This is a genomic window from Pseudomonas sp. NPDC088322 (assembly GCF_044740745.1).
Classification (GTDB): domain Bacteria; phylum Pseudomonadota; class Gammaproteobacteria; order Pseudomonadales; family Pseudomonadaceae; genus Aquipseudomonas; species Aquipseudomonas shirazensis.
The window spans coordinates 142,127-163,966 of record NZ_JBIURK010000003.1 but is presented as its reverse complement, the minus strand read 5'-3'; the positions used below and the strand labels follow the sequence as shown (position 1 = coordinate 163,966).

General features: G+C 63.3%; 19 protein-coding genes. 16 read left to right on the top strand and 3 right to left on the bottom strand.

From position 1 onward, the window contains the following. Window positions 1-41: 41 nt before the first annotated feature. Entirely contained in the window at window positions 42-1,577 is a 1,536-nt protein-coding gene (locus ACIOAU_RS08380; protein WP_181107302.1) for an HDOD domain-containing protein, read from the bottom strand. A 130-nt stretch (window positions 1,578-1,707) separates the two neighbouring features. Here ACIOAU_RS08380 and motA point away from each other — a divergent pair, with 130 nt between their 5' ends. Then, the gene (gene motA / locus ACIOAU_RS08375) at window positions 1,708-2,559 is read left to right on the top strand and encodes a flagellar motor stator protein MotA (RefSeq protein WP_101315887.1); all 852 of its coding nucleotides are present in this window, start codon (window positions 1,708-1,710) and stop codon (window positions 2,557-2,559) included. 3 nt (window positions 2,560-2,562) lie between these two features. Further along, a complete protein-coding gene (motB, locus tag ACIOAU_RS08370) occupies window positions 2,563-3,585 on the top strand; it encodes a flagellar motor protein MotB (protein ID WP_259074421.1) in 1,023 nt (340 codons plus the stop codon). A gap of 98 nt (window positions 3,586-3,683) precedes the next feature. Here the strand turns inward: motB and rsgA are convergent, their stop codons facing one another. Continuing rightward, window positions 3,684-4,715, bottom strand: a complete 1,032-nt coding sequence (gene rsgA, locus ACIOAU_RS08365) for a small ribosomal subunit biogenesis GTPase RsgA (protein WP_101315891.1) — start codon at window positions 4,713-4,715, stop codon at window positions 3,684-3,686. A gap of 186 nt (window positions 4,716-4,901) precedes the next feature. On the opposite strand from rsgA, the gene orn reads away from it, so the two are divergent. Beyond that, window positions 4,902-5,444, top strand: coding sequence for an oligoribonuclease (orn, locus tag ACIOAU_RS08360; RefSeq protein WP_103435846.1), 543 nt, complete (start codon window positions 4,902-4,904; stop codon window positions 5,442-5,444). A 94-nt stretch (window positions 5,445-5,538) separates the two neighbouring features. Further along, complete coding sequence (locus tag ACIOAU_RS08355) at window positions 5,539-6,150, top strand: trimeric intracellular cation channel family protein (protein ID WP_101315895.1); 612 nt, start codon at window positions 5,539-5,541, stop codon at window positions 6,148-6,150. On the opposite strand, the gene queG is transcribed toward ACIOAU_RS08355, so the two are convergent. Beyond that, window positions 6,151-7,236 carry a tRNA epoxyqueuosine(34) reductase QueG gene (queG, locus tag ACIOAU_RS08350; RefSeq protein WP_401181308.1) on the bottom strand — a complete coding sequence of 362 codons (1,086 nt, stop codon included), beginning with the start codon at window positions 7,234-7,236 and terminating at the stop codon, window positions 6,151-6,153. It lies immediately after the preceding gene. 65 nt (window positions 7,237-7,301) lie between these two features. On the opposite strand from queG, the gene ACIOAU_RS08345 reads away from it, so the two are divergent. The 12 genes from ACIOAU_RS08345 to ACIOAU_RS08290 all read left to right on the top strand — a co-directional run bounded on the left by ACIOAU_RS08345 (window position 7,302) and on the right by ACIOAU_RS08290 (window position 21,690). Then, window positions 7,302-8,162 (top strand): NAD(P)H-hydrate dehydratase, encoded by an 861-nt coding sequence (locus tag ACIOAU_RS08345; protein ID WP_401181305.1) that lies wholly within the window; start codon window positions 7,302-7,304, stop codon window positions 8,160-8,162. Beyond that, window positions 8,150-8,623, top strand: a complete 474-nt coding sequence (tsaE, locus tag ACIOAU_RS08340; RefSeq protein ID WP_101315901.1) for a tRNA (adenosine(37)-N6)-threonylcarbamoyltransferase complex ATPase subunit type 1 TsaE — start codon at window positions 8,150-8,152, stop codon at window positions 8,621-8,623. The genes ACIOAU_RS08345 and tsaE overlap by 13 nt, the downstream gene beginning before the upstream one ends. Then, window positions 8,624-10,069: an N-acetylmuramoyl-L-alanine amidase gene (locus ACIOAU_RS08335; protein ID WP_401181302.1), complete on the top strand. Its 1,446-nt coding sequence runs from the start codon at window positions 8,624-8,626 to the stop codon at window positions 10,067-10,069. Further along, window positions 10,066-11,961: a DNA mismatch repair endonuclease MutL gene (gene mutL, locus ACIOAU_RS08330; protein WP_401181300.1), complete on the top strand. Its 1,896-nt coding sequence runs from the start codon at window positions 10,066-10,068 to the stop codon at window positions 11,959-11,961. Before ACIOAU_RS08335 ends, mutL begins: the two co-directional genes overlap by 4 nt. Before the next feature lies 1 nt (window position 11,962). Beyond that, the gene (miaA, locus tag ACIOAU_RS08325; protein WP_101315907.1) at window positions 11,963-12,934 is read left to right on the top strand and encodes a tRNA (adenosine(37)-N6)-dimethylallyltransferase MiaA; all 972 of its coding nucleotides are present in this window, start codon (window positions 11,963-11,965) and stop codon (window positions 12,932-12,934) included. Between the two features lie 93 nt (window positions 12,935-13,027). Next, window positions 13,028-13,288, top strand: a complete 261-nt coding sequence (gene hfq / locus ACIOAU_RS08320; RefSeq protein WP_060480687.1) for an RNA chaperone Hfq — start codon at window positions 13,028-13,030, stop codon at window positions 13,286-13,288. A gap of 13 nt (window positions 13,289-13,301) precedes the next feature. Further along, the gene (gene hflX, locus ACIOAU_RS08315) at window positions 13,302-14,603 is read left to right on the top strand and encodes a ribosome rescue GTPase HflX (RefSeq protein WP_101315909.1); all 1,302 of its coding nucleotides are present in this window, start codon (window positions 13,302-13,304) and stop codon (window positions 14,601-14,603) included. Window positions 14,604-14,699: 96 nt separating this feature from the next. Next, on the top strand, window positions 14,700-15,893 hold the full coding sequence (gene hflK / locus ACIOAU_RS08310; RefSeq protein WP_101315911.1) for an FtsH protease activity modulator HflK: 1,194 nt from the start codon (window positions 14,700-14,702) through the stop codon (window positions 15,891-15,893). Beyond that, entirely contained in the window at window positions 15,893-16,762 is an 870-nt protein-coding gene (hflC, locus tag ACIOAU_RS08305; protein WP_150571120.1) for a protease modulator HflC, read from the top strand. Before hflK ends, hflC begins: the two co-directional genes overlap by 1 nt. 267 nt (window positions 16,763-17,029) lie before the next feature. Further along, a complete protein-coding gene (locus tag ACIOAU_RS08300; RefSeq protein ID WP_101315915.1) occupies window positions 17,030-18,217 on the top strand; it encodes an ATP phosphoribosyltransferase regulatory subunit in 1,188 nt (395 codons plus the stop codon). A 62-nt stretch (window positions 18,218-18,279) separates the two neighbouring features. Beyond that, window positions 18,280-19,572, top strand: a complete 1,293-nt coding sequence (locus ACIOAU_RS08295; protein WP_101315917.1) for an adenylosuccinate synthase — start codon at window positions 18,280-18,282, stop codon at window positions 19,570-19,572. Between the two features lie 183 nt (window positions 19,573-19,755). After that, entirely contained in the window at window positions 19,756-21,690 is a 1,935-nt protein-coding gene (locus ACIOAU_RS08290) for a methyl-accepting chemotaxis protein (RefSeq protein ID WP_401181293.1), read from the top strand. The last annotated feature ends 150 nt before the right edge of the window (window positions 21,691-21,840 follow it).

The window sequence follows — 21,840 nt, the reverse complement described above, 5'->3', positions numbered from 1 at the left end:
GTCTCCAGGTGGAACGCGAGGGGGCGATTGTAGCGTAAGGCTCAGCTACTGCGGGTGGCGAAGGTAGCCAGAGCGCGCTCGATACACTGTGCAGTCTTGCCCAGTGCCTGCACGCTGACGTCGGCCAGCGGGCGGCCCGCCTGATCGGCAAGCAGCAGCATGATTACCTGGCCATTGACCGCCAGCGAGCGCAGCAGCAGGTGCTCGCTGGGGAACAGGGCATTGATCGGCGCTGGCAGCAGGGCGGCGAACTGGGCGTGGTTGTCCGGCGTCAGGCGCAATTGCCCGGCCTGACTGGTCAAGCGTTGTAACAGTTTGTTCTGTTTGACTGCCAGGTTCAGTGCAGCTGCTTCCTTGGGCAGGCCAGCAGTCTGCTGCACGCGCAAGGCATCAGTGGCCTTGTCGTAGGTCAGCAGCAGTACCCGCTGCATGCCGCAGGCGAGCAGTGCATCGCGGGCGTGGGTAGCCAGGTGCACGGCATTGCTGAAGCGGCTGGGCTGGGCCAGCATTTCGGCGCACAGCGAGCGCCAGCGCTCCAGGTTTTCTGCAGGCGGCGGCGGTGGTGTGAGCATGTCCGGGTGCGGGCGGCGCTGCTGCCATGGCCAGATCAACGCTTCGGCCGGGTGGAACAGGGCGTGGCGGGCGTGATGGCGGGCACTCGCTGCGGCTTGCTGGTGAACCTGCTGCTGGACGTCGTCCAGCGAGGTCTGCAAATACAGCGCGGTCAGCAGTTGCCAGCGCAGCAGGTGCGGGTTGTCCCAGCCGACTTGCGCCGCCAGTGCCAGGCCGTTGGCCAGCAATACGGTGTTGGCCGGTTGGTTGAACCAGCGGCGCAGGCCTGGTTCTTCATCCAGCCGATGCTGCTGCTCGAGGCTGTCCGTCTCGCGGGCAATGTTGAATACCTGAGCCAATTGTTCGCGTTCGCTGGTAAGCAGGCGGTAGCCCTGGGTTACCCACTCCGGCAGGCGCCAGTGCAGGGCGACCGCCTGGCACAGCTCCATCAGGCGTACGCCAAACAGCTCGATCTCGACCTCGGCAGCGTTTTCGCCCTTGTGGATAACCCGCAGCTCCCAGGTGTCGAGCAGCTTGGGGTAGGTCACGGCCATCGGCCACAGCGGCGACAGGAACAGCAGGCTGCCCCAGTGAATCTCCTGCCACAGCCGCGCCAGGCGGCTGGCGAACAGGCCACTGGCCTGCTGCGCGGCATGCTGGCTGATCAACAGAAACTGGCGCAGTACCGGCGGGATGTCATCGCCGGGCAAGGCCGGCAGGCGCGCCAGCAGCTGTGCGCTGCGCTCAAGTCCGAGGCGATTGAGGGCAACTTCGAGGCTCTCGGCCGGCTCGGCCTGGCTGGCGTTGGCCGAGTGATTGGCCTCACGCATGACCGACAGTACCAAGGCGGGGCTGTCCTGCATCAGTTCGGCGATGTCGCGCAATGATCGACGGTTGTCATTGATGGCCGCCAGTACCCGGTCGTGGCTTTCCTTGGGCACGGGCAGGCGCACGTCATCCAGCAGTTTTATCCAGCGGTCTAAAGTGCGTGGCGTCTGACTTGGTACCTTGGTTTCAATTGGCATTTTGACATCAGTCCGAACTGGCTTTTCACTTGGAGTGGCTATAGTCTGGCGCAGTTCTGCCGATAAGTAGAAGAAGAGTTTTCAAGCTCCCGTCCCCGACCCTGACCTCGACTTCAAGTGCTTTGAACCTATGGCTAAAATTATCGGCATCATCGTCGTCTTCGCGAGCGTGATCGCAGGCTACGTGCTTTCCCACGGCAAGATTGCGGCGCTGATCCAGCCGTTCGAAGTGCTCATCATTGGCGGGGCTGCGTTTGGCGCGTTCCTGCAGGCCAACCCTGGCTACATGACCATGCACGTGATCAAGAAGTCGATGAAGATGTTCGGCTCGCGCTTCACCCATACCTTCTACCTGGAGGTGTTGGGCCTGGTCTACGAGATCCTCAACAAGAGCCGCCGCGAAGGCATGATGGCGATCGAAGGCGATATCGAAGACGCCTCGGCCAGCCCGATCTTCGCCAAGTACCCGGCAGTGCTGGGTGATGAGCGCATGACTGCGTTCATCTGTGACTACCTGCGCATCATGTCCACCGGCAACATGGCTCCGCACGAGCTCGAAGGCCTGTTCGACATGGAGCTGCTGAGCCTCAAGGAAGAACTCGACCACCCTTCGCACGCGGTCACCGGGATCGCCGACGGCATGCCTGGCTTTGGTATCGTTGCGGCGGTACTGGGTATCGTCGTCACCATGGCCTCGTTGGGTGAGGGCGACCAGGCTGCCATCGGCATGCACGTAGGTGCGGCGCTGGTGGGTACCTTCTTCGGTATTCTTGCTGCGTACGGCTTCTTCGGCCCACTGGCTACCTGCCTGGCTCACGATGCCAAGGAAGAGGTCAATCTGTACGAGTCGATCAAGGCGTCGCTGGTGGCTTCGGCCTCGGGCATGCCGCCGTCACTGGCCGTGGAATTCGGGCGCAAGGTGCTGTACCCCAAGCACCGTCCGAGCTTCGCCGAGCTGGAACAAGCAGTTCGCGGTCGCTGATTCATGGAAAACAATCAGCCGATAATCATCAAGCGCGTCAAGCGCTTTGGCGGCGGTCACCATGGCGGCGCCTGGAAGATCGCCTTTGCCGACTTCGCGACGGCGATGATGGCGTTCTTCCTGGTGCTGTGGCTGATGTCGACGGCCACCCCAGAGCAGAAGATCGCCATCGCCGGCTACTTCAAGGACCCGATCGGCTTCTCCGAAAGCGGTACGCCCTATGTGATTGACCTGGGTGGCTCGCCGGAGCTGGCGCCGGACAAGACCATCAACCCTGAGGTGAAGTCCGAGCCGACGCCCGACACCAGCGTGCAGCTGGACAAGGATCAGGTCGAGACCATGGCCGAGCAGGTTGAAAAGGAACGCCTGAACCTGCTCTTGCAGGAGCTGCAGAACAAGGTCGAAGAAAACCCGCAACTGCAGAAGTTCAAGGATCAGATCCTGTTCGAGATCACCCAGGACGGCCTGCGTATCCAGATCATGGATGCCGAGAACCGGCCGATGTTCGACATCGGCAGCGCGCGTTTGCAGCCGTACTTCGAGGACATTCTGCTGGCCATGGCCGACACCATCAAGGCGGTGCCGAACAAGATCAGCGTCAGCGGCCACACCGATGCCAAGGCCTATGCCGGCAGCGGTGACTACGGCAACTGGGAGCTGTCGGCCAACCGTGCCAACGCTGCGCGACGTGCGCTGGTGGCGGGTGGCTATCCGGATGATCAGGTGGCGCGGGTGGTGGGTTATGCCTCGTCGTCGCTGTTCGATCGCAAGAACCCGTTCAACCCGGTCAACCGGCGCATCGATATCATCGTCCTGACCAAGAAGGCCCAGCGCAATATCGAGGGCGAGCAGGGCACTCCGGATGCACCGCCGGCATCTGACGCACCCGCGGCGCCAGGCTCGGCAGCGCCAGGTGCAGCAGCGCCCGCTGGTGCCGGCGAGGCGCCGATGCAGCCGCGTGAGCTACGGCAGAAGCTCAATATCTTCGAGGACGGTACCTTGAAGATGGACGAGCCGAAGGAATAACCGCCTGCGGCACAGCAAAAAAGGGCTGCAATGCGGTAATGCCAGTCAGTTAGGCCGATTGGGGCTGCAAAGCAGCCCCGACTTACCTGCCCCAGCTGTTAATAGCTGTCTTCGGTCAGGCTGGCGATGATCGAGCGGTAGCTGTGCATACGCTGTGGCTTGATCCGGCCTTCGTCCAGCGCCTTGAGCAAGGCGCAGCCTGGCTCGCGGTCGTGCTTGCAGTCGCGAAAGCGACAGGTGCCGAACAGTTCGCTGAACTCGATGAAGCCGGCTTCGACATCATCGCGGCTGACGTGCACCAGGCCGAATTCACGGATACCGGGGGAGTCGATCAGGTCACCGCCGTTGGGGAAGTGATAAAGCCGCGCCGTGGTGGTGGTATGGGTACCCTGGCCAGACCACTCGGACAGATCACCCACCCGCGTGTGCGCCTGCGGCAGCAGGCTGTTGACCAGCGACGACTTGCCGACACCGGACTGGCCGACAAACACGCTGACGTGGCCATCGAGCATTTTCTGCAGCTGCTGCATGCCGTCGCCGTGGTGCGCCGACACCTCCAGCAGGGGGTAGCCCAGGTCGCGGTAGACCTCGAGCAAGGCATTCAGCGCCGGTGCATTTTGCTCGTTGATCAGGTCGGCCTTGTTCAGCAACAGCAACGGGCGAATGCCGGCGTGCTCGGCGGCGACCAGGTAGCGGTCGATCAGGTTGGCGTGGGGCTCAGGGGCGGGGGCAAAGACGATCACGATCAGATCGACGTTGGCGGCTACCGGCTTGAGCACGCCCTGGTTGTTGGGGCGGGTCAGCTCGGTCGAGCGCGGTAGTTGCGCGACGATTACGCCGATGCCCTGGTTGCCTGCTCGCCATACCACGCGGTCACCGGTGACCAGTGCAGGCAGGTTGGCGCGCAGGTGGCAGCGGAAGATCTGGCCAACTGTGTCGCCGTCCTGGGCTTCGACTTCGACTTGGACGCCAAAGTGGGCGATGACCAGGCCGAATTGCTCGGGTCCGAGGTCGCCGCCTTCCAGTTCCTGCAAGACGTGCTGCTCGCGTTTGGCGGCGCGTTCGGCGCGTTCGCCCTGGATTTTTTCGATGCGCCAGTTTTGGCGGCGGTTGAGCTGGCGTTTGGCCATGAATGTTCCGTGGTGGCTTGCGGTTGGAAAACGGCTGACAGTTTAGCATGCTCCTGTTGTGGCCTATTCGTTAACCTTGGTTGGGGAGGTGCCTGTGGAATCGTTGAACACAGTGAATTAGCGAGCAAAGCCAATTACCCGGTCGGGCCACTAAGCTACTATGACGGCCTATCTCAGGAGCCCTTCATGGACAACACACAGAACCTGATCTGGATCGATCTGGAAATGACCGGTCTGGATCCGGACAGCGACGTCATCATCGAGATGGCGACCATCGTCACCGACAGCAACCTCAACACCCTGGCCGAAGGCCCGGTGATCGCCATTCACCACAGCGATGAAGTGCTGGCGCGCATGGATGAGTGGAACACCCGAACCCACGGCGGCTCGGGCTTGACCCAGCGTGTGCGTGACAGCCGTATCAGCATGGCCGAAGCCGAGGCCCAGACCATCGCGTTTCTGCAGCAGTGGGTGCCGAAGGGCAAGTCGCCGATCTGTGGCAACAGCATCTGCCAGGACCGGCGCTTCCTGTACCGCCACATGAAGTCGCTGGAAAGCTACTTCCACTACCGCAACCTCGACGTTTCTACCCTCAAGGAACTGGCTGCACGCTGGGCCCCTGAGGTGCGCGACAGCTTCCAGAAGGGTGGCACCCACCTGGCGCTGGACGATATTCGCGAGTCGATTGCCGAACTGCGCCACTACCGCGAACACTTCATCAAGTTTTAAGCCTGCTGCGCCGGCTGACGATAGTCGGTGCGCCCCCTTCTGGTGCGGGGTGCAACTGGGTAGACTGCGCGCCTTTCTCGCACGGACTCGCACCATGTTGCTGATGCTCTACCTCGTCGCTATCACCGCCGAAGCCATGACCGGGGCCTTGTCCGCCGGCCGTCGCGGCATGGACTGGTTCGGTGTGGTGCTGATCGCCTGCGTGACGGCGCTGGGTGGTGGCTCGGTGCGCGACGTGCTGCTGGGGCACTATCCGCTGACCTGGGTGAAACACCCCGAGTACCTGGTGCTGACCAGCTTTGCCGCACTGCTGACGATCTTTATCGCGCCACTGATGCGCCATCTGCGCTCGCTGTTTCTGGTGCTCGATGCGCTGGGGCTGGTGGCGTTTACCCTGATTGGCTGCATGACTGCGCTGGAGATGGGCCAAGGCCTGCTGGTGGCGTCGATCAGTGGGGTGATCACCGGGGTCTTCGGCGGGATTCTGCGCGATATCTTCTGCAACGACATCCCGCTGGTGTTTCGCCGCGAGCTGTATGCCAGCGTGTCGTTTGCGGCGGCGTGGTTCTATCTGGGCTGCGTGCACTTCAATCTGCCGGCCGAGCAGGCCACGCTGCTGACTCTGTTTGGTGGTTTTCTGGTGCGTTTGCTGGCGATCCGCTTTCACTGGGAAATGCCCAAGTTTCACTATAACGACCAGCAGTAGTCACCAGCTCGCTGGCTGCGCCTGCCGTTCTGCGTGCTGGGCCAGCGCCCACTCGACATGCTCGCGGACCAGTTCGGACGGGTGCTCGCGGCGTGCCTGCAGCGCCTCCAGCACCGGAATGGTCGACGGTGCGTTGCCCAGCCCGACGGCCAGATTGCGTAGCCAGCGTTCGTAGCCGGCGCGGCGCAGCGGCGAGCCTTCAGTATTGCCCAGAAAGGTCGCCTCATCCCACATGAACAGTTCGGCCAGGCCGGCATTGTCCAGGCCGTGACGCGGCTTGAAGTCGTTTTCCTGGGTGGGGCGGGCGAAGCGGTTCCACGGGCAGACGATCTGGCAGTCATCGCAGCCAAACACCCGATTGCCGATCATCGCGCGCAGCTCGACCGGGATCGCCTGCTTCAGCTCGATGGTCAGGTAGGAAATGCAGCGCCGTGCGTCGAGTACATACGGGCCGACGAAAGCATTGGTCGGGCACACGTCCAGGCACGCCTGACAGCGGCCGCAGTGCTCGCTGGTCTGGGCTTCATCCACCGGCAGCGGCAGGTCGACGAACAACTCAGCCAGAAAGAAGTAGCTGCCGGCCTTGCGGTTGAGCAGCAGGGTGTTCTTGCCGATCCAGCCCAGCCCGGCCTCCTGCGCGATGGCTTTCTCCAGCACCGGCGCGCTGTCGACAAAGGCACGAAAGCCGAACGGGCCGATGTCTGCCTGAATGCGGTCGGCCAGGTGCTGCACGCGTTTGCGCACCAGCTTGTGGTAGTCGCGGCCCAGCGCGTAGCGCGACACGTAGGCTTTTTCCGGCTGTGCGAGCACCTGCGCCATGCGCGTATCGCCGGGCAGGTAGTCCATGCGCAGCGAGATCACCCGCAGTGTCCCCGGGATCAACTGCTCGGGGTGGGAACGTTTGCTGCCATGCGCGGCCATATAGTCCAGCTCGCCGTGATAGCCGGCGGCAAGCCAGCGCTCCAGGTGCTGTTCATGCTCGCCCAGGTCTACACCAGCGATACCGACGTGGGCGAAGCCGAGTTCGCGGCCCCAATCCTTGATCGATTGGGCCAGCGCGGCGAGGTCAGGAATACAAACGGACATGGATGGGCAAGGCATTACAGGCTCAGGTGCGTATAATTCTGCCAGACATCGGAGCCTTTGACCCCATGCCCCAGACCAAACACCCCGACAACGCGGTAAAAACCCTCAGCCGAGCCAACCTCGCCCGGCTGCCGGCGCGCCGTGCAGACTCGCACAAGACCGACTTCGGCCATGTGCTGGTGGTCGGTGGCGACCTCGGCACCGGCGGCGCCGCGCTGCTCAGTGGCGAGGCCGCGCTGCGCTGTGGTGCTGGCCTGGTCAGCATCGCCACGCGCCCTGAGCATGTTTCAGCGGCGCTGACCCGGCTGCCTGAGACCATGTGCCTGGGCGTGTCATCGGCCAATCAGTTGATCGAGGTGCTGGCCCGCGCTTCCGTGCTGGTGGTCGGCCCCGGGCTTGGCCAGGCCGCATGGGGGCGCAGCCTGCTGTCGGCTGTGGCCAACAGCGATGTGCCGCAGGTGTGGGATGCCGATGCGTTGAACATGCTCGCCAGCAGCCCGTTGGCCGTGCCCGGCGCGAGCATCCTCACCCCGCACCCAGGGGAGGCGGCGCGCTTGTTGGGGATTTCCACCGAGGCGGTGCAGGCTGACCGTGCCGGCGCTGCGCGCAAGCTGGCGCGCAGGTACGCCAGCATCTGCGTGCTTAAAGGCGCGGGTACTCTGGTGGCTGATCCGGACGGACAGTTGGCGTTGTGCCAGCGAGGCCACCCGGCGATGGCCGGTGCAGGGCTGGGCGATGTGCTCACTGGTGTGCTTGGCGCATTGCTGGCGCAGGGTCTGGATGGCTGGTCGGCGGCATGCCTGGGCGTGTGGCTGCATGCCTGCGCTGGCGAGCGCCTGGGCGTGAAGGGCAGGGGCCTGGCAGCCAGTGATCTGCTGCCGGTCATTCGTGAATTATTGGAGGAGCATTCAGCGTGTCAGGTGTAACCCTGTTTCTGCCCGACGAAGAAGCCACTGTGGCCTTCGGCGCGCGACTGGCCGAAGTGACCGGCGGTCATGGCGTGATATTTCTCGAGGGTGACCTCGGCGCCGGCAAGACCACCCTGTCGCGTGGCCTGATCCGTGGCCTGGGCCATACCGGGCCGGTCAAGAGCCCGACCTTTACCGTGGTCGAACCCTACGAAATCGGCGATGTGCGGGCGTTTCACTTCGACCTGTACCGGCTGGTCGATCCGGAAGAGCTGGAGTACCTGGGCATTCGCGATTACTTCGAAGGCGACGCCCTGTGCCTGTTCGAATGGCCCGATAAAGGTGCGGGCGTTTTGCCAAAGCCCGACCTGACCATTACCATAAGCCCGCAAGCGGGCGGACGCTCGCTTAACCTGTTGCCGCAGGGCGCTCGTGGCCAAGCCTGGTGCACCGCGCTGGCCAACAAAATTCAACAGTAAATGGGGTTAGGTATGCGCATACGCGCACTGGTCGTCGTTGTCGGTCTGCTGCTCAGCGCAGTGACTGTCAACGCTCTGGCCGCCACACAAGTAAAAAGCATGCGTCTGTGGCGCGCGCCGGACAACACACGACTGGTGTTCGACCTCTCCGGGCCCGTGCAGCACAGCGTGTTTACGCTGAGCGCACCGGATCGGCTGGTTATCGATATCAATGGTGCGACCCTCGGCGCGCCGCTCAACGTGGCCACCTCCAACACCCCGATCAGCAGTGTCCGCTCGGCGCAACGCACGCCGACCGACCTGCGCGTGGTCATCGACCTGAAAAAGGCCGTCACCCCGAAAAGCTTCGTTCTGGCGCCCAATGCCCAGTACGGTAACCGCTTGGTGGTCGACCTGTACGATCAGGAAGCCGACGCCATCGCGGCCACTACGCCGACGCCCGCGCCGACGCCGGTGCAGCCGCCGGCCAACACGCCGGCCATCCCGGTAACGCCGACCCAGCCCGCGATCAAGCTGCCGCCAGCACCGAGCGGCAAGCGCGATATCGTGGTTGCCATCGACGCCGGTCACGGCGGCGAAGACCCGGGCGCTTCCGGCTCGCGCGGTCAGCACGAAAAAACCATCGTGTTGCAGATCGCTCAAGAGTTGCAGCGCCAGATCAACAGCGAGAAAGGCTACCGCGCCGAGCTGACCCGTACCGGCGACTACTTCATCCCGCTGCGCAAACGCACCGAGATCGCCCGCAAGAAGGGTGCAGACCTGTTCGTTTCGATCCATGCCGACGCCGCGCCGTCGAAGGCCGCCTTTGGTGCTTCGGTGTTCGCCTTGTCTGACCGCGGCGCTACCTCGGAAACCGCGCGCTGGCTGGCCGACACGGAAAACCGCTCCGACCTGATCGGCGGTGCCGGCAACGTCAGCCTCGACGACAAGGACCGCATGCTCGCCGGGGTTCTGCTCGACCTGTCGATGACCGCTACGCTCAGCTCCAGTCTGGATGTCGGGCAAAAAGTGCTGGGCAACATGGGCCGCATCACCTCGCTGCACAAGCGCCGGGTCGAGCAAGCGGGCTTCATGGTGCTGAAATCGCCGGATATTCCGTCGATCCTGGTCGAAACCGGATTTATCTCCAACGCCAACGAAGCCGCCAAGCTGGCTACCAAGAGCCACCAGCAGGCGCTGGCGCGCTCGATCCACACCGGCTTGCGCCAGTACTTCCAACAGAGCCCGCCGCCTGGCACCTACATCGCCTGGCTGCGTGACAGCGGCAAGATTGCCCAAGGCCCGCGTGACCATACCGTGCGTCCGGGTGAAACCCTGGCGATGATCGCTGTGCGTTACCAGGTCAGCGTGGCTGCCCTGCGCAGCAGCAACAGCCTGAAAACCGATGAGCTGAAGGTCGGCCAGCATCTGGATATTCCGGGTACCACCCTGGCGTCGCAGCAATGACCGGTGGTTCGCGCATCGAGCTGCTCAGCCCGCGGCTGGCCAACCAGATTGCCGCCGGCGAAGTAGTCGAGCGACCTGCGTCGGTAGCCAAGGAGCTGCTGGAAAACAGCCTCGACTCCGGTGCCCGGCGCATCGATGTCGAGGTCGAGCTGGGTGGCACCAAGCTGCTGCGTGTGCGTGACGACGGCAGCGGCATCTCCCCGGATGACCTGCCGCTGGCCCTGGCCCGGCACGCCACCAGCAAGATTCGCGAGCTGGAAGACCTTGAAGGCGTACTCAGCCTGGGCTTTCGGGGTGAAGCACTGGCGTCGATCAGTTCGGTTGCACGGCTGACCCTGACCTCGCGCACCGCCGATGCCAGCGAAGCTTGGCAGGTCGAGACCGAAGGCCGCGACATGACCCCGCGGGTACAGCCTGCGGCGCACCCGGTCGGCACCTCGGTAGAAGTGCGCGACCTGTTCTTCAATACCCCGGCCCGGCGCAAGTTCCTCAAGGCCGAGAAAACCGAATTCGATCACCTGCAGGAAGTCATCCGTCGCCTGGCACTGGCACGCTTCGATGTCGGCTTTCACCTGCGTCACAACGGCAAGAGCATCCTCAGCCTGCACGAGGCCGCCGATGATGTGTCGCGGGCGCGGCGAGTCGGCGCGATCTGTGGCCCGGGCTTTCTTGAGCAGGCGCTGCCGATCGACGTCGAGCGCAACGGCCTGCGCCTATGGGGTTGGGTCGGCTTGCCGACCTTCTCGCGCAGCCAGGCTGACCTGCAGTATTTCTTCGTCAACGGCCGGGCGGTGCGCGACAAGCTGGTGGCCCATGCGGTACGCCAGGCGTATCGCGACGTGCTGTTCAACGGCCGCCATCCGACCTTTGTGTTGTTCCTTGAGCTGGAGCCGAATGGCGTCGACGTCAACGTGCACCCGACCAAGCACGAAGTACGCTTCCGTGAAGGGCGTACGGTTCACGATTTTCTCTACGGCACCCTGCATCGCGCGCTGGCCGATGTGCGCCCGGAAGGTCAGGTGGCCGCCCCTGCCGCAGCCGCCGAGCTGGTGCGTGCTGGTGGCCAGCTGGCTGGCGAGTTCGGCCCTCAGGGCGAGATGCGCCTGGCCACGCCTGTGCTCGAACAGCAGCAGCCTGCTCCAGCCGGCTCCGGCTCCGGCTCCGGCGCTGGTGCGGGTTACCAGTACCAGTACACGCCGCGCCCCTCGCAGCCACTGCCGGTGGCCGAAGCGCAGGCCGCTTACCGCGAATTCTATGCGCCGCTGAACAGCGCCGCGCCGGTCGCGCTGCCCGAAGGCCAGGGCGATATACCGCCGCTGGGCTACGCCATGGCGCAGCTCAAGGGCATCTACATCCTTGCGGAAAACGCCCAAGGCCTGGTGCTGGTCGACATGCATGCCGCCCACGAGCGGATCATGTACGAGCGGCTCAAGGTGGCCATGGCCAGCGAAGGCCTCAGTGGCCAGCCGCTGCTGGTGCCGGAAACCCTGGCGATGAGCCAGCGTGAAGCCGATTGCGCCGAAGAGCATGCACAGTGGTTCCAGCGCCTCGGCTTCGAGCTGCAGCGGCTAGGCCCGGAGACGGTCGCGATTCGCCAGATCCCGGCGTTGCTGAAACAGGCCGAAGCCAATCGGCTGGTGCAGGACGTGCTTGCTGACCTGATGGAATACGGCACCAGCGACCGCATCCAGGCGCACCTCAACGAGCTGCTCGGGACCATGGCCTGCCACGGCGCCGTGCGCGCCAACCGGCGCCTGGCGATCCCCGAGATGAACGCCTTGCTTCGCGACATGGAAAACACCGAGCGCAGCGGCCAGTGCAACCACGGCCGACCGACCTGGACCCAGATGGGCCTGGACGATCTGGACAAACTCTTCCTGCGCGGTCGGTGACATGAGCAGCAAACCTCCAGCGATCTTCCTCATGGGCCCGACTGCGGCGGGCAAGACCGATCTCGCCATTGAGTTGAGCAAAGTGCTGCCCTGCGAGCTGGTCAGCGTCGATTCGGCGCTGGTCTATCGCGGCATGGACATCGGCACTGCGAAACCGTCGAAAGACATCCTGGCGGCGTACCCGCACCGCTTGATCGATATCATCGACCCCGCCGAGAGCTATTCCGCGGCGCAGTTTCGCAGCGATGCCCTGGCGGCCATGGCCGAGATTACCGCACGCGGCAAGATCCCGCTGCTGGTCGGCGGCACCATGCTCTACTACAAGGCTTTGCTTGAAGGCCTGGCCGACATGCCGGCGGCTGACCCGGCCGTGCGCGCCGAGCTGGAAGCCCAGGCCAGCGCACTGGGCCTTGGCGAATTGCACCGGCAGTTGGCCGAGGTCGATCCGGTGTCGGCGGCGCGCATCCACCCCAACGACCCGCAGCGCTTGATCCGAGCGCTGGAGGTGTATCGAGTGAGTGGTGAGAGCATGACTGCCCACCGCCAGCGCCAATCAGCCGAAAGTAGCGGCGCAGACGCAGGCGCGGCCGGCCATTTGCCCTATACTGTGGCCAGTCTGGCGATCGCTCCTGCAGATCGTCACATTCTGCATGAGCGAATTGCGTTACGATTTTCACAGATGCTGGAACAGGGCTTCATCGATGAGGTCCGAGAGCTGCGAGCCAGAAGTGACTTGCACGCCGGGCTGCCGTCTATACGGGCAGTGGGCTATCGGCAGGTCTGGGATTTCCTAGACGGCAAGCTAGATGAGAATGAGATGCGAGAACGCGGTATCATTGCGACTCGCCAGCTGGCCAAGCGGCAGTTCACCTGGTTGCGCGGTTGGTCCGACGTGCACTGGCTGGACAGCCTGGCCTGCGACAATCTGTCCCGCACCTTGAAATACCTTGGGGCCATCTCCATATTGAGCTGAGTCCCTGCTAATTGCCGTCTACTCTTGCGAGTGGGCGGCGTAATCATAGAATTTTCTCGTTTTTTATTATTTATCCTTACAGGAGTGCGGCATATGTCAAAAGGGCATTCGCTACAAGACCCTTACTTGAACACCTTGAGAAAAGAAAAGGTCCCGGTTTCGATCTATCTGGTCAACGGGATCAAGCTGCAGGGCTCGATCGAATCTTTCGACCAGTTTGTAGTTCTACTGAAAAACACCGTCAGCCAAATGGTCTACAAACACGCCATTTCGACTGTCGTACCTGCACGTCCGGTTCGTCTGCCAAGCCCGTCCGATTCCGAGAACGGTGACAGCGAGCCAGGCAACGCCTGATTAGGAGCCTGCATTGTTCTTTGAGCGCCACGGTGGTGGTGAACGAGCGTTGCTCGTTCACTTGGAAGGTCAGAACCCTGAGGCGCGCGAAGACCCGCAGGAGTTCCAGGAGCTGGCCCTGTCGGCCGGTGCTGAAATCGTCTTGCTGTCTACGGTGACACGGCATCAGCCCAGCGCCAAATTCCTGATTGGCAGTGGCAAGGTCGAGGAGTTACGCGACCTGGTCAGTGCCGAGCATGTCGATCTGGTGATTTTCAATCACACCCTCACGCCCAGTCAGGAGCGTAACCTCGAACGTGTGTTCGAGTGTCGCGTGCTTGACCGTACCGGGCTGATCCTCGATATCTTCGCCCAACGGGCGCGTACCCATGAAGGCAAGCTGCAGGTCGAACTGGCCCAGCTTGAGCACATGAGCACGCGGCTGGTGCGCGGCTGGACTCACCTTGAGCGGCAAAAAGGTGGTATCGGCCTGCGCGGTCCGGGGGAGACCCAGCTTGAAACCGACCGGCGCCTGTTGCGGGTCCGCCTGCGGCAGATCAAGGCGCGTCTGGAAAAGGTCCGCAGCCAGCGTGAGCAAGCGCGGCGCGGGCGCAGACGTGCGGACATCCCGTCGGTGTCGCTGGTGGGTTATACCAACGCCGGCAAGTCGACCCTGTTCAACGCCCTGACCCAATCCGACGTGTACGCGGCCGACCAGCTGTTCGCCACCCTCGACCCGACCCTGCGCCGTCTGCAACTCGACGACCTGGGGCCGATCGTGCTGGCCGATACCGTGGGCTTCATTCGCCATCTGCCGCACAAGCTGGTCGAGGCATTTCGGGCTACGCTCGAAGAGTCGAGCAACTCCGACCTGCTGCTGCACGTGATCGACGCCCATGAGCCAGAGCGCATGGAGCAGATCGAGCAGGTGCTGGCGGTATTGGGCGAGATCGGCGCAGAAGGCTTGCCGATCCTCGAGGTCTATAACAAACTCGACCTGCTTGAAGATGTCGAGCCACAGATCCAGCGCGATGCCGATGGCAAGCCGGAACGGGTCTGGGTGTCGGCACGTGATGGACGTGGCCTGGAGCTGGTTGGCCAGGCAATTGCCGAGTTGCTGGGGGATGATCTGTTTGTCGCCACCCTGCGCCTTGATCAGCGTTTCGCTCGCTTGCGCGCGCAGCTGTTCGAACTGGGTGCGGTGCAGAGCGAGGAACATGATGAAGAGGGCAGCAGCCTGCTAAGCGTGCGCCTGCCGATGATCGAGCTTAATCGCCTGGTCAGTCGTGCCGGGATCGAGCCGCAGACGTTTATCGCGCAACACACTTTGCAATAAATGCCCGTCGAGGTCGCCGGGCAGCCGTGACAGGCATTCTGTAGCATTGGACGGCGCGCCGTGGGCGCGTCTTTGCTTTATCAGATGGAGAGCGCTATGGCTTGGAATGAGCCGGGTGGCAACTCGAAAGACCAGGATCCCTGGGGCGGTCGCCGTGGCGGCGGCGGCAGTGGTGGCGGTGGCGACAAAAAAGGCCCACCTGATCTCGACGAGGCCTTCCGCAAGCTGCAGGACAGCCTGAACGGCATGTTCGGTGGCGGCAAGAAACGCGGCGGTGGTGACCGCAATATCGGCAAGGGTGGCGGTTACGGCCTGCTGGGCATAGGCCTGGCGGTGTTGGCTGCGATCTGGCTGTACAGTGCCGTGTACGTGGTCGACGAGCAGGAGCAGGCGGTTGTGCTGCGCTTCGGCAAGTACTACGAGACCGTGGGTCCAGGCCTGAATATCTATTTCCCGCCGATCGATCGCAAGTACATGGAAAACGTGACGCGTGAGCGTGCGTACACCAAGCAGGGGCAGATGCTCACCGAAGACGAGAACATCGTCGAAGTGCCGCTGACCGTGCAGTACAAGATCACCAACCTGCAGGACTTCGTGCTCAACGTCGACCAGCCGGAAGTGAGCTTGCAGCATGCGACCGACAGTGCCCTGCGTCACGTGGTCGGCTCGACCTCGATGGACCAGGTGCTGACCGAAGGTCGTGAGCAGATGGCCGTGGACATCCGCGAGCGTCTGCAGCGTTTCCTCGACACTTACCGTACCGGTATCACCGTGACTCAGGTCAACGTACAGAGCGCGGCAGCCCCGCGTGAAGTGCAGGAAGCCTTCGACGACGTGATCCGTGCCCGTGAAGACGAGCAGCGTGCGCGCAACCAGGCCGAGTCCTACGCCAACGGCGTGGTGCCAGAGGCCCGTGGTCAGGCGCAGCGCATCATCGAAGACGCCAACGGCTACCGCGATGAAGTCATTGCCCGCGCCAAGGGTGAAGCCGATCGCTTCACCAAGCTGGTCACCGAGTACCGCAAGGCGCCGGACGTAACCCGTCAGCGTCTGTACCTGGAGACCATGCAAGAGGTCTACAGCAATTCGAGCAAGGTCATGGTGGCAACCAAGGACGGGCAGAACAACCTGCTCTACCTGCCGCTGGACAAGATGGTTGAAGGCGGTCGCAACACGTCGGCTTCTGCCGGCAGCAGCAGCGCGTCGCCGTCGGTCAACGACGCAGCCGTGCGCGCAGCGCAGGACCTGCAACAGCAACAACAGGCACTGCGTACTAGGGAGAGCCGCTGATGAGCAATAAATCGCTGATCGCCCTGATCGCCGCAGTCGTGCTGGCTGTCGTGGCCTGGAACAGCTTCTACATCGTGTCCCAGACCGAACGTGCGGTACTGCTGCAATTCGGTCGTGTGGTTCAGGCTGATGTTCAGCCCGGCCTGCATGTGAAGATCCCGTACGTCAACCAGGTGCGCAAGTTCGACGCGCGGCTGATGACCCTGGACGCACCGACGCAACGCTTCCTGACCCTGGAAAAGAAAGCGGTAATGGTCGACGCCTATGCCAAATGGCGGGTGAAAGATTCCGACCGTTTCTACACCGCAACCTCGGGCATGAAGCAGATCGCCGACGAGCGTCTGTCGCGACGTCTGGAAAGCGGCCTGCGTGACCAGTTCGGTAAACGCACCCTGCACGAAGTGGTATCCGGTGAGCGTGACGCACTGATGGCTGACATCACTGCATCGCTGAACCGCATGGCCAACAAGGAGCTGGGTATCGAAGTGGTCGACGTTCGCGTCAAGGCCATCGACCTGCCGAAGGAAGTCAACCGCAGCGTGTTCGATCGTATGAGCACCGAGCGTGAGCGTGAGGCCCGTGAGCATCGCGCCAAAGGTAACGAGCTGGCCGAGGGTATCCGTGCGGATGCCGACCGTCAGCGTCGAGTACTGCTGGCCGAAGCCTATCGTGAATCCGAGGAAACCCGCGGTGATGGTGACGCCCAGGCGGCCGCCATCTACGCTAAGGCCTACAACCAGGATGCGGATTTCTATTCGTTCCACCGTAGCCTGCAAGCGTACCGTGCGAGCTTCTCGAGCAAGAGCGACGTGCTGGTCCTGGATCCGAAGAACGAGTTCTTCCGGTACCTGGACAAGAGCCGGCCGTAAGCGACAAGGCCCCGCCTGGCAGGTAAAACTGCCGGCGGGGTGCATCCCGAAGGAAAAGGGGTGTATGATGAGTCAGCCGGGAAATTTCCCGGCTTTTTTGCGTCTGCAAGGTTGATTGGCTCGCATTGGGTCAGCCCGGCGCTAGTAATTCGAGGGTGTTGGTACGGCGGTAGCGCTGGGATTAGTGCTGCCTGTTGTTGTGTGCCAATGCCTGTATTCACGGCTCGCCTATGGGTTGGCCGCTCGGACCAAAGGGGAAAAGGCGTAATGGCAACGGTAGACCGCTGGCTGCTGCCAGATGGCATCGAGGAAGTACTGCCACCTGAAGCTGCGCGCATTGAAGTCGCGCGGCGGCAGGTGTTGGACCTGTTCCAGAGTTGGGGTTACGAACTGGTCGTTACTCCGCATATCGAGTACCTGGAATCGCTGCTCACCGGTGCCAGCCAGGACCTCGACCTGCATACCTTCAAGGTGGTCGACCCGCAGTCCGGTCGGCTGATGGGCTTCCGTGCCGACTTCACGCCGCAGGTAGCGCGCATCGACGCCCACACCCTGCGCCGTGAAGGTCCGAGCCGCCTGTGCTACGCCGGTAGCGTGCTGCATGCGCAGCCGCGCCAGCTGTCTACTTCGCGCAGCCCGATCCAGCTCGGCGCCGAGCTGTATGGCGATGCCAGCCCGACCAGCGATGTCGAAGTCATCAGCCTGATGCTGGCCATGCTGCGCCTGGCCGATGTGCCGGACGTGCATATGGACCTCGGCCACGTCGGTATCTACCGTGGTCTGGCGCGTGCTGCCGGGTTGTCCGGCGATGTCGAGCAGCAGCTGTTCGATGCGCTGCAGCGCAAGGCCCGCGATGAAGTGTACGCACTGACCGCTGACCTGCCGCAGGACCTGGGCGGCATGTTGCGTGCCCTGGTTGAGCTGTGCGGTGGCCGTGAAGTGCTGGCTCAGGCGCGTGTGCGTCTTGGCCGTGCCCCGGCCAGCGTCCTGGCTGCACTGGATGACCTGCTGGCGATCGCTGATCGGCTGGCAGCGCGCTTCCCGGAGCTGCCGCTGTACTTCGACCTCGGCGAGCTGCGCGGCTACAACTATCACACCGGTGTGGTGTTCGCGGTGTTCGTGCCTGGGGTCGGTCAGTCGATCGCTCAGGGCGGTCGCTACGATGACATCGGTGCCGACTTTGGCCGGGCGCGTCCGGCCACTGGTTTCTCCACGGATTTGAAGACCCTGGTCACACTGGGGCGAGCGGAGGTCGTATTGCCTTCTGGCGGCATCTGGATGCCCGACAGCGGCGACGCGGCCCTCTGGCAGATGGTCTGCCAGTTGCGCAACGAGGGCCAGCGAGTGGTCCAGGCATTGCCTGGCCAGCCGCTGAGTGCTGCCCTCGAGGCGGATTGTGATCGGCAATTGATTCAGCAAGAAGGGCGTTGGCAGATCCTGCCTCTGACCCATTGAGACAGCTCGCGCGGCCCGCATCAGGGCCGGCAACCAAGTTTGCGTGAATGAGGACAAGTGTTATGGGTAAGAATGTCGTCGTCCTGGGCACCCAATGGGGTGATGAGGGCAAAGGCAAGATCGTTGATCTGCTGACCGAACATGCTGCCGCCGTAGTGCGCTACCAGGGCGGTCACAACGCCGGCCACACGCTGGTGATCAACGGTGAAAAAACCGTGCTGCACCTGATTCCGTCGGGCATCCTGCGCGAAGGCGTGCAGTGCCTGATCGGCAACGGTGTAGTGGTTGCACCGGACGCCTTGATGCGGGAAATCACCAAGCTCGAAGAGAAGGGTGTACCGGTGCGTGAGCGCCTGCGCATCAGCCCGGCTGCACCGCTGATCCTGTCCTACCACGTAGCACTGGACCAGGCTCGCGAGAAGGCCCGTGGCGAAGCCAAGATCGGTACCACCGGTCGTGGTATCGGCCCGGCCTACGAAGACAAGGTCGCTCGTCGTGGCCTGCGCATCGGTGACCTGTTCCACCGTGAGCGCTTCGCTGCCAAGCTCGGTGAGCTGCTGGACTACCACAACTTCCAGCTGGTCAATTACTACAAAGAGCCGGCCATCGACTTCCAGCAGACTCTGGACGAGTGCATGGCCTACGCCGAGCAGCTCAAGCCGATGATGCTCGACGTCACCGCCGAGCTGCACAACCTGCGTCGCGCCGGCAAGGACATCATGTTCGAAGGCGCCCAGGGTTCGTTGCTGGACATCGACCACGGTACCTACCCGTACGTGACCAGCTCCAACACCACCGCCGGCGGCATCTCCACCGGTTCCGGCGTTGGCCCGATGTACCTGGATTACATCCTCGGCATCACCAAGGCGTACACCACTCGTGTCGGTTCCGGTCCGTTCCCGACCGAACTGTTCGATGACACTGGCGCAACCCTGGCCAAGCGTGGCCACGAGTTCGGCTCGACCACCGGCCGTGCCCGTCGTTGCGGCTGGTTCGATGCGGTCATCCTGCGTCGCGCCATCGACGTCAACAGCATCTCGGGCATCTGCCTGACCAAGCTGGACGTGCTCGACGGCCTTGAAACCATCAACATCTGTGTGGGTTACAAGAACGCCAACGGCGCAGTGCTCGAAGCGCCTTCCGACGCCGACAGCTACATCGGCCTGGAGCCGGTGTACGAAGAAATGCCGGGTTGGAGCGAGTCGACCCTGGGCGCCAAGACCCTCGAAGAGCTGCCAGAAGCGGCTCGCGCTTACATCAAGCGCATCGAGGAGCTGACCGGCGCGCCGATCGATATCATTTCGACCGGCCCGGATCGCAACGAGACCATCGTGCTGCGTCATCCGTTTGCCTGATGAGCCTGCCAGGCTGATCCAGCGCCGCGTTCCCGCAAGGGAGTGCGGCGTTTTTTTTGCACACGTTGTATCGTCGGTGAATAAACTTGGCGTTTATGCCTGCTGCGACGGCACAACCCTTGCTGTAAGAATGCCCTTGTCGATGCCATCAAAATAGTGGCGCCAGAAACACGAGGGTTCACCGTGTCTGCCATTCTTTCATTGTTACGAAGCCGCCTGTTGCGGCCTGTGTTTGTTGCCTTGGGTATCGCCCTTTTGGTGCAGGTGCTGGTGGCCGTTGCGCTGACCCGGAGCACAGTGACGGCCCTTGAGGCTGATCTTGGCGAGCGTCTGGGCAGCGACAGCCGCAAGCTTGCGGGTGAACTTGAATTGGCCGGGCAGGACGTCCGCGCCGGCCTTGAAGGCCTCTCCAGCAGCACTCGGCAGCGTTTGAGCAGCGGTTTGTCGACGCGCCTGCAAAGCGAACAGCAGCAATTGCGTGCCACCCTGGAGAAGAACCTCAAGGACTCGGCCAACGACATGGCCGAGTTGCTCGCCTCGGTTGCCCCGCGAGCGATCTGGGACAACGACGTGCCGGTGCTCTCCGACTTTGCCCGCCGTGCCCAGCGCAATCCCAATGTATTGTTCGTGATCTATGACGATGCTCAGGGCCAGCACCTGACGCGCTACCTCAACCGGCAAAACCCGATCAACCAGGCGCTGATGGACAAGGGCGAGGGTGAGCGGGCGCTGGACAAAGTGCTCAACGCTGCGCGCAAGGACCCTTCGGTGTACTTCGTCGAAGCACCGATCAGCCCCAACGGTGCCGAGATAGGCAAGGTGCTGATGGGCGTTTCCACCGCATCCGTCGAACAGGAACTGAAGGCCCTCGATGAACGCTTCGCGGCATTGATCGGCAGCAGCGAGCAGTTGGTCGGCGACAGCCTCGGGGCGGCCGCCGCAGACAGCGGCAAGGCCCTGCGTGCGCGTCTGGAAGCTGCGCAGAACAGCGCCACCGCGATGCAGGCCAACACCGCCGAAACCGTCCGCGATGCGGCCGCCGAGCTGCGCTGGCGGATTGGCCTGGGCCTGGTGCTGGTGGGGCTTGGCGTACTGCTGGTAGTGGCAGTGGTACTCGGCCGGCGCGTGGTCAACAAGCTGCGCCTGCTGATTGCGGCACTCAATGACCTGGCCGCGGGCGACGGTGACCTGACCAAACGGGTCAGCCTCGACAGCCGTGATGAAATCGGCGACATGGCGGCAGCGGTCAACCGCTTTGTCGACAAGCTGCAGCCGATCGTCCGCGAGGCGGGTGAAGTCGCCCAGCGCACCGGCGTCGAAATCGGTGTCATGACCCAGCGCAGCGCCGGTGCCGACGCTGCCGCAGCCTTGCAGCGTGACGCAGTGGCGGCCAGCTTGCGCGACCTGTCCGGCATGGCCGACGAAGCCCAGGCCGAGAGCCATGCGATGCAGGCTGCCTTGCAGCAGGTGGTCGACATCCGCCAGGCCACTGACGAAAACAGCCGCACCTCGACCCAGCTTGCTGGCTTGATCGAAAACCTCGCGGGCCAGGTCGATGCCGGCTCGCAGGTGATCGAGCGGCTGGCCAAGCAGAGCGAACAGATCGAGGTGGTGCTGACGGTAATCCACGGCATTGCCGAGCAAACCAACCTGCTCGCCCTCAACGCGGCAATCGAAGCCGCCCGCGCCGGCGAGACCGGGCGTGGCTTTGCGGTGGTGGCCGACGAGGTGCGGGCGTTGGCGAGCAAGACCCAGAGTTCGACCGGGGACATTCAGGCGCATATCGTTGCCCTGCAGCAAGGCGCCAAGCAGGCGGTGGCAACCATTAGCCAGGCCGGGCGCCAGGCCAGCGAAGGCTTGCTGGTGCTGCGCGATAACGAACGCCGCCAGCAATCGGTGCAGGCCGCCGTCGAGCAAGTGCATGCGGCGATTGGCCTGGCGACCCGTGCTGCCGAGCAGCAGGCACACGGTGCGCAAGCGGTACGCGGCAGGGTCGAGACGATTCATGCCCAGGCCGAGCGCTCGGCCGAGGTGGTGATGCAGACGACCGCCAGCGGCAAGGTGCTGGATGATCTGGCGGCGCAGCTGCGCGCCAGCCTTGGTCAGTTCCGGGCGTAAGAGTCATCCCTTTCAAGGTGTTCTGAAGCTGCACGTGTAGTGAGATCGTCGGGGGCCGCTACGCGCCCCTTTCGCGACACGAGGCCGCTCCTACGGGGTCCGCGCTAGTCGATCATGCGCGGTCACCTGTAGGAGCGGCCTTGTGTCGCG

Excerpts from the sequence above, each read along its gene's own strand:
- ACIOAU_RS08380 (WP_181107302.1), bottom strand. The coding sequence starts at position 1,577 with ATGCCAATTGAAACCAAGGTACCAAGTCAGACGCCACGCACTTTAGAC.
- motA (WP_101315887.1), top strand. The coding sequence starts at position 1,708 with ATGGCTAAAATTATCGGCATCATCGTCGTCTTCGCGAGCGTGATCGCA.
- motB (WP_259074421.1), top strand. The coding sequence starts at position 2,563 with ATGGAAAACAATCAGCCGATAATCATCAAGCGCGTCAAGCGCTTTGGC.
- rsgA (WP_101315891.1), bottom strand. The coding sequence starts at position 4,715 with ATGGCCAAACGCCAGCTCAACCGCCGCCAAAACTGGCGCATCGAAAAA.
- orn (WP_103435846.1), top strand. The coding sequence starts at position 4,902 with ATGGACAACACACAGAACCTGATCTGGATCGATCTGGAAATGACCGGT.
- ACIOAU_RS08355 (WP_101315895.1), top strand. The coding sequence starts at position 5,539 with ATGTTGCTGATGCTCTACCTCGTCGCTATCACCGCCGAAGCCATGACC.
- queG (WP_401181308.1), bottom strand. The coding sequence starts at position 7,236 with ATGTCCGTTTGTATTCCTGACCTCGCCGCGCTGGCCCAATCGATCAAG.
- ACIOAU_RS08345 (WP_401181305.1), top strand. The coding sequence starts at position 7,302 with ATGCCCCAGACCAAACACCCCGACAACGCGGTAAAAACCCTCAGCCGA.
- ACIOAU_RS08335 (WP_401181302.1), top strand. The coding sequence starts at position 8,624 with ATGGGGTTAGGTATGCGCATACGCGCACTGGTCGTCGTTGTCGGTCTG.
- mutL (WP_401181300.1), top strand. The coding sequence starts at position 10,066 with ATGACCGGTGGTTCGCGCATCGAGCTGCTCAGCCCGCGGCTGGCCAAC.
- miaA (WP_101315907.1), top strand. The coding sequence starts at position 11,963 with ATGAGCAGCAAACCTCCAGCGATCTTCCTCATGGGCCCGACTGCGGCG.
- hfq (WP_060480687.1), top strand. The coding sequence starts at position 13,028 with ATGTCAAAAGGGCATTCGCTACAAGACCCTTACTTGAACACCTTGAGA.
- hflK (WP_101315911.1), top strand. The coding sequence starts at position 14,700 with ATGGCTTGGAATGAGCCGGGTGGCAACTCGAAAGACCAGGATCCCTGG.
- hflC (WP_150571120.1), top strand. The coding sequence starts at position 15,893 with ATGAGCAATAAATCGCTGATCGCCCTGATCGCCGCAGTCGTGCTGGCT.
- ACIOAU_RS08300 (WP_101315915.1), top strand. The coding sequence starts at position 17,030 with ATGGCAACGGTAGACCGCTGGCTGCTGCCAGATGGCATCGAGGAAGTA.
- ACIOAU_RS08295 (WP_101315917.1), top strand. The coding sequence starts at position 18,280 with ATGGGTAAGAATGTCGTCGTCCTGGGCACCCAATGGGGTGATGAGGGC.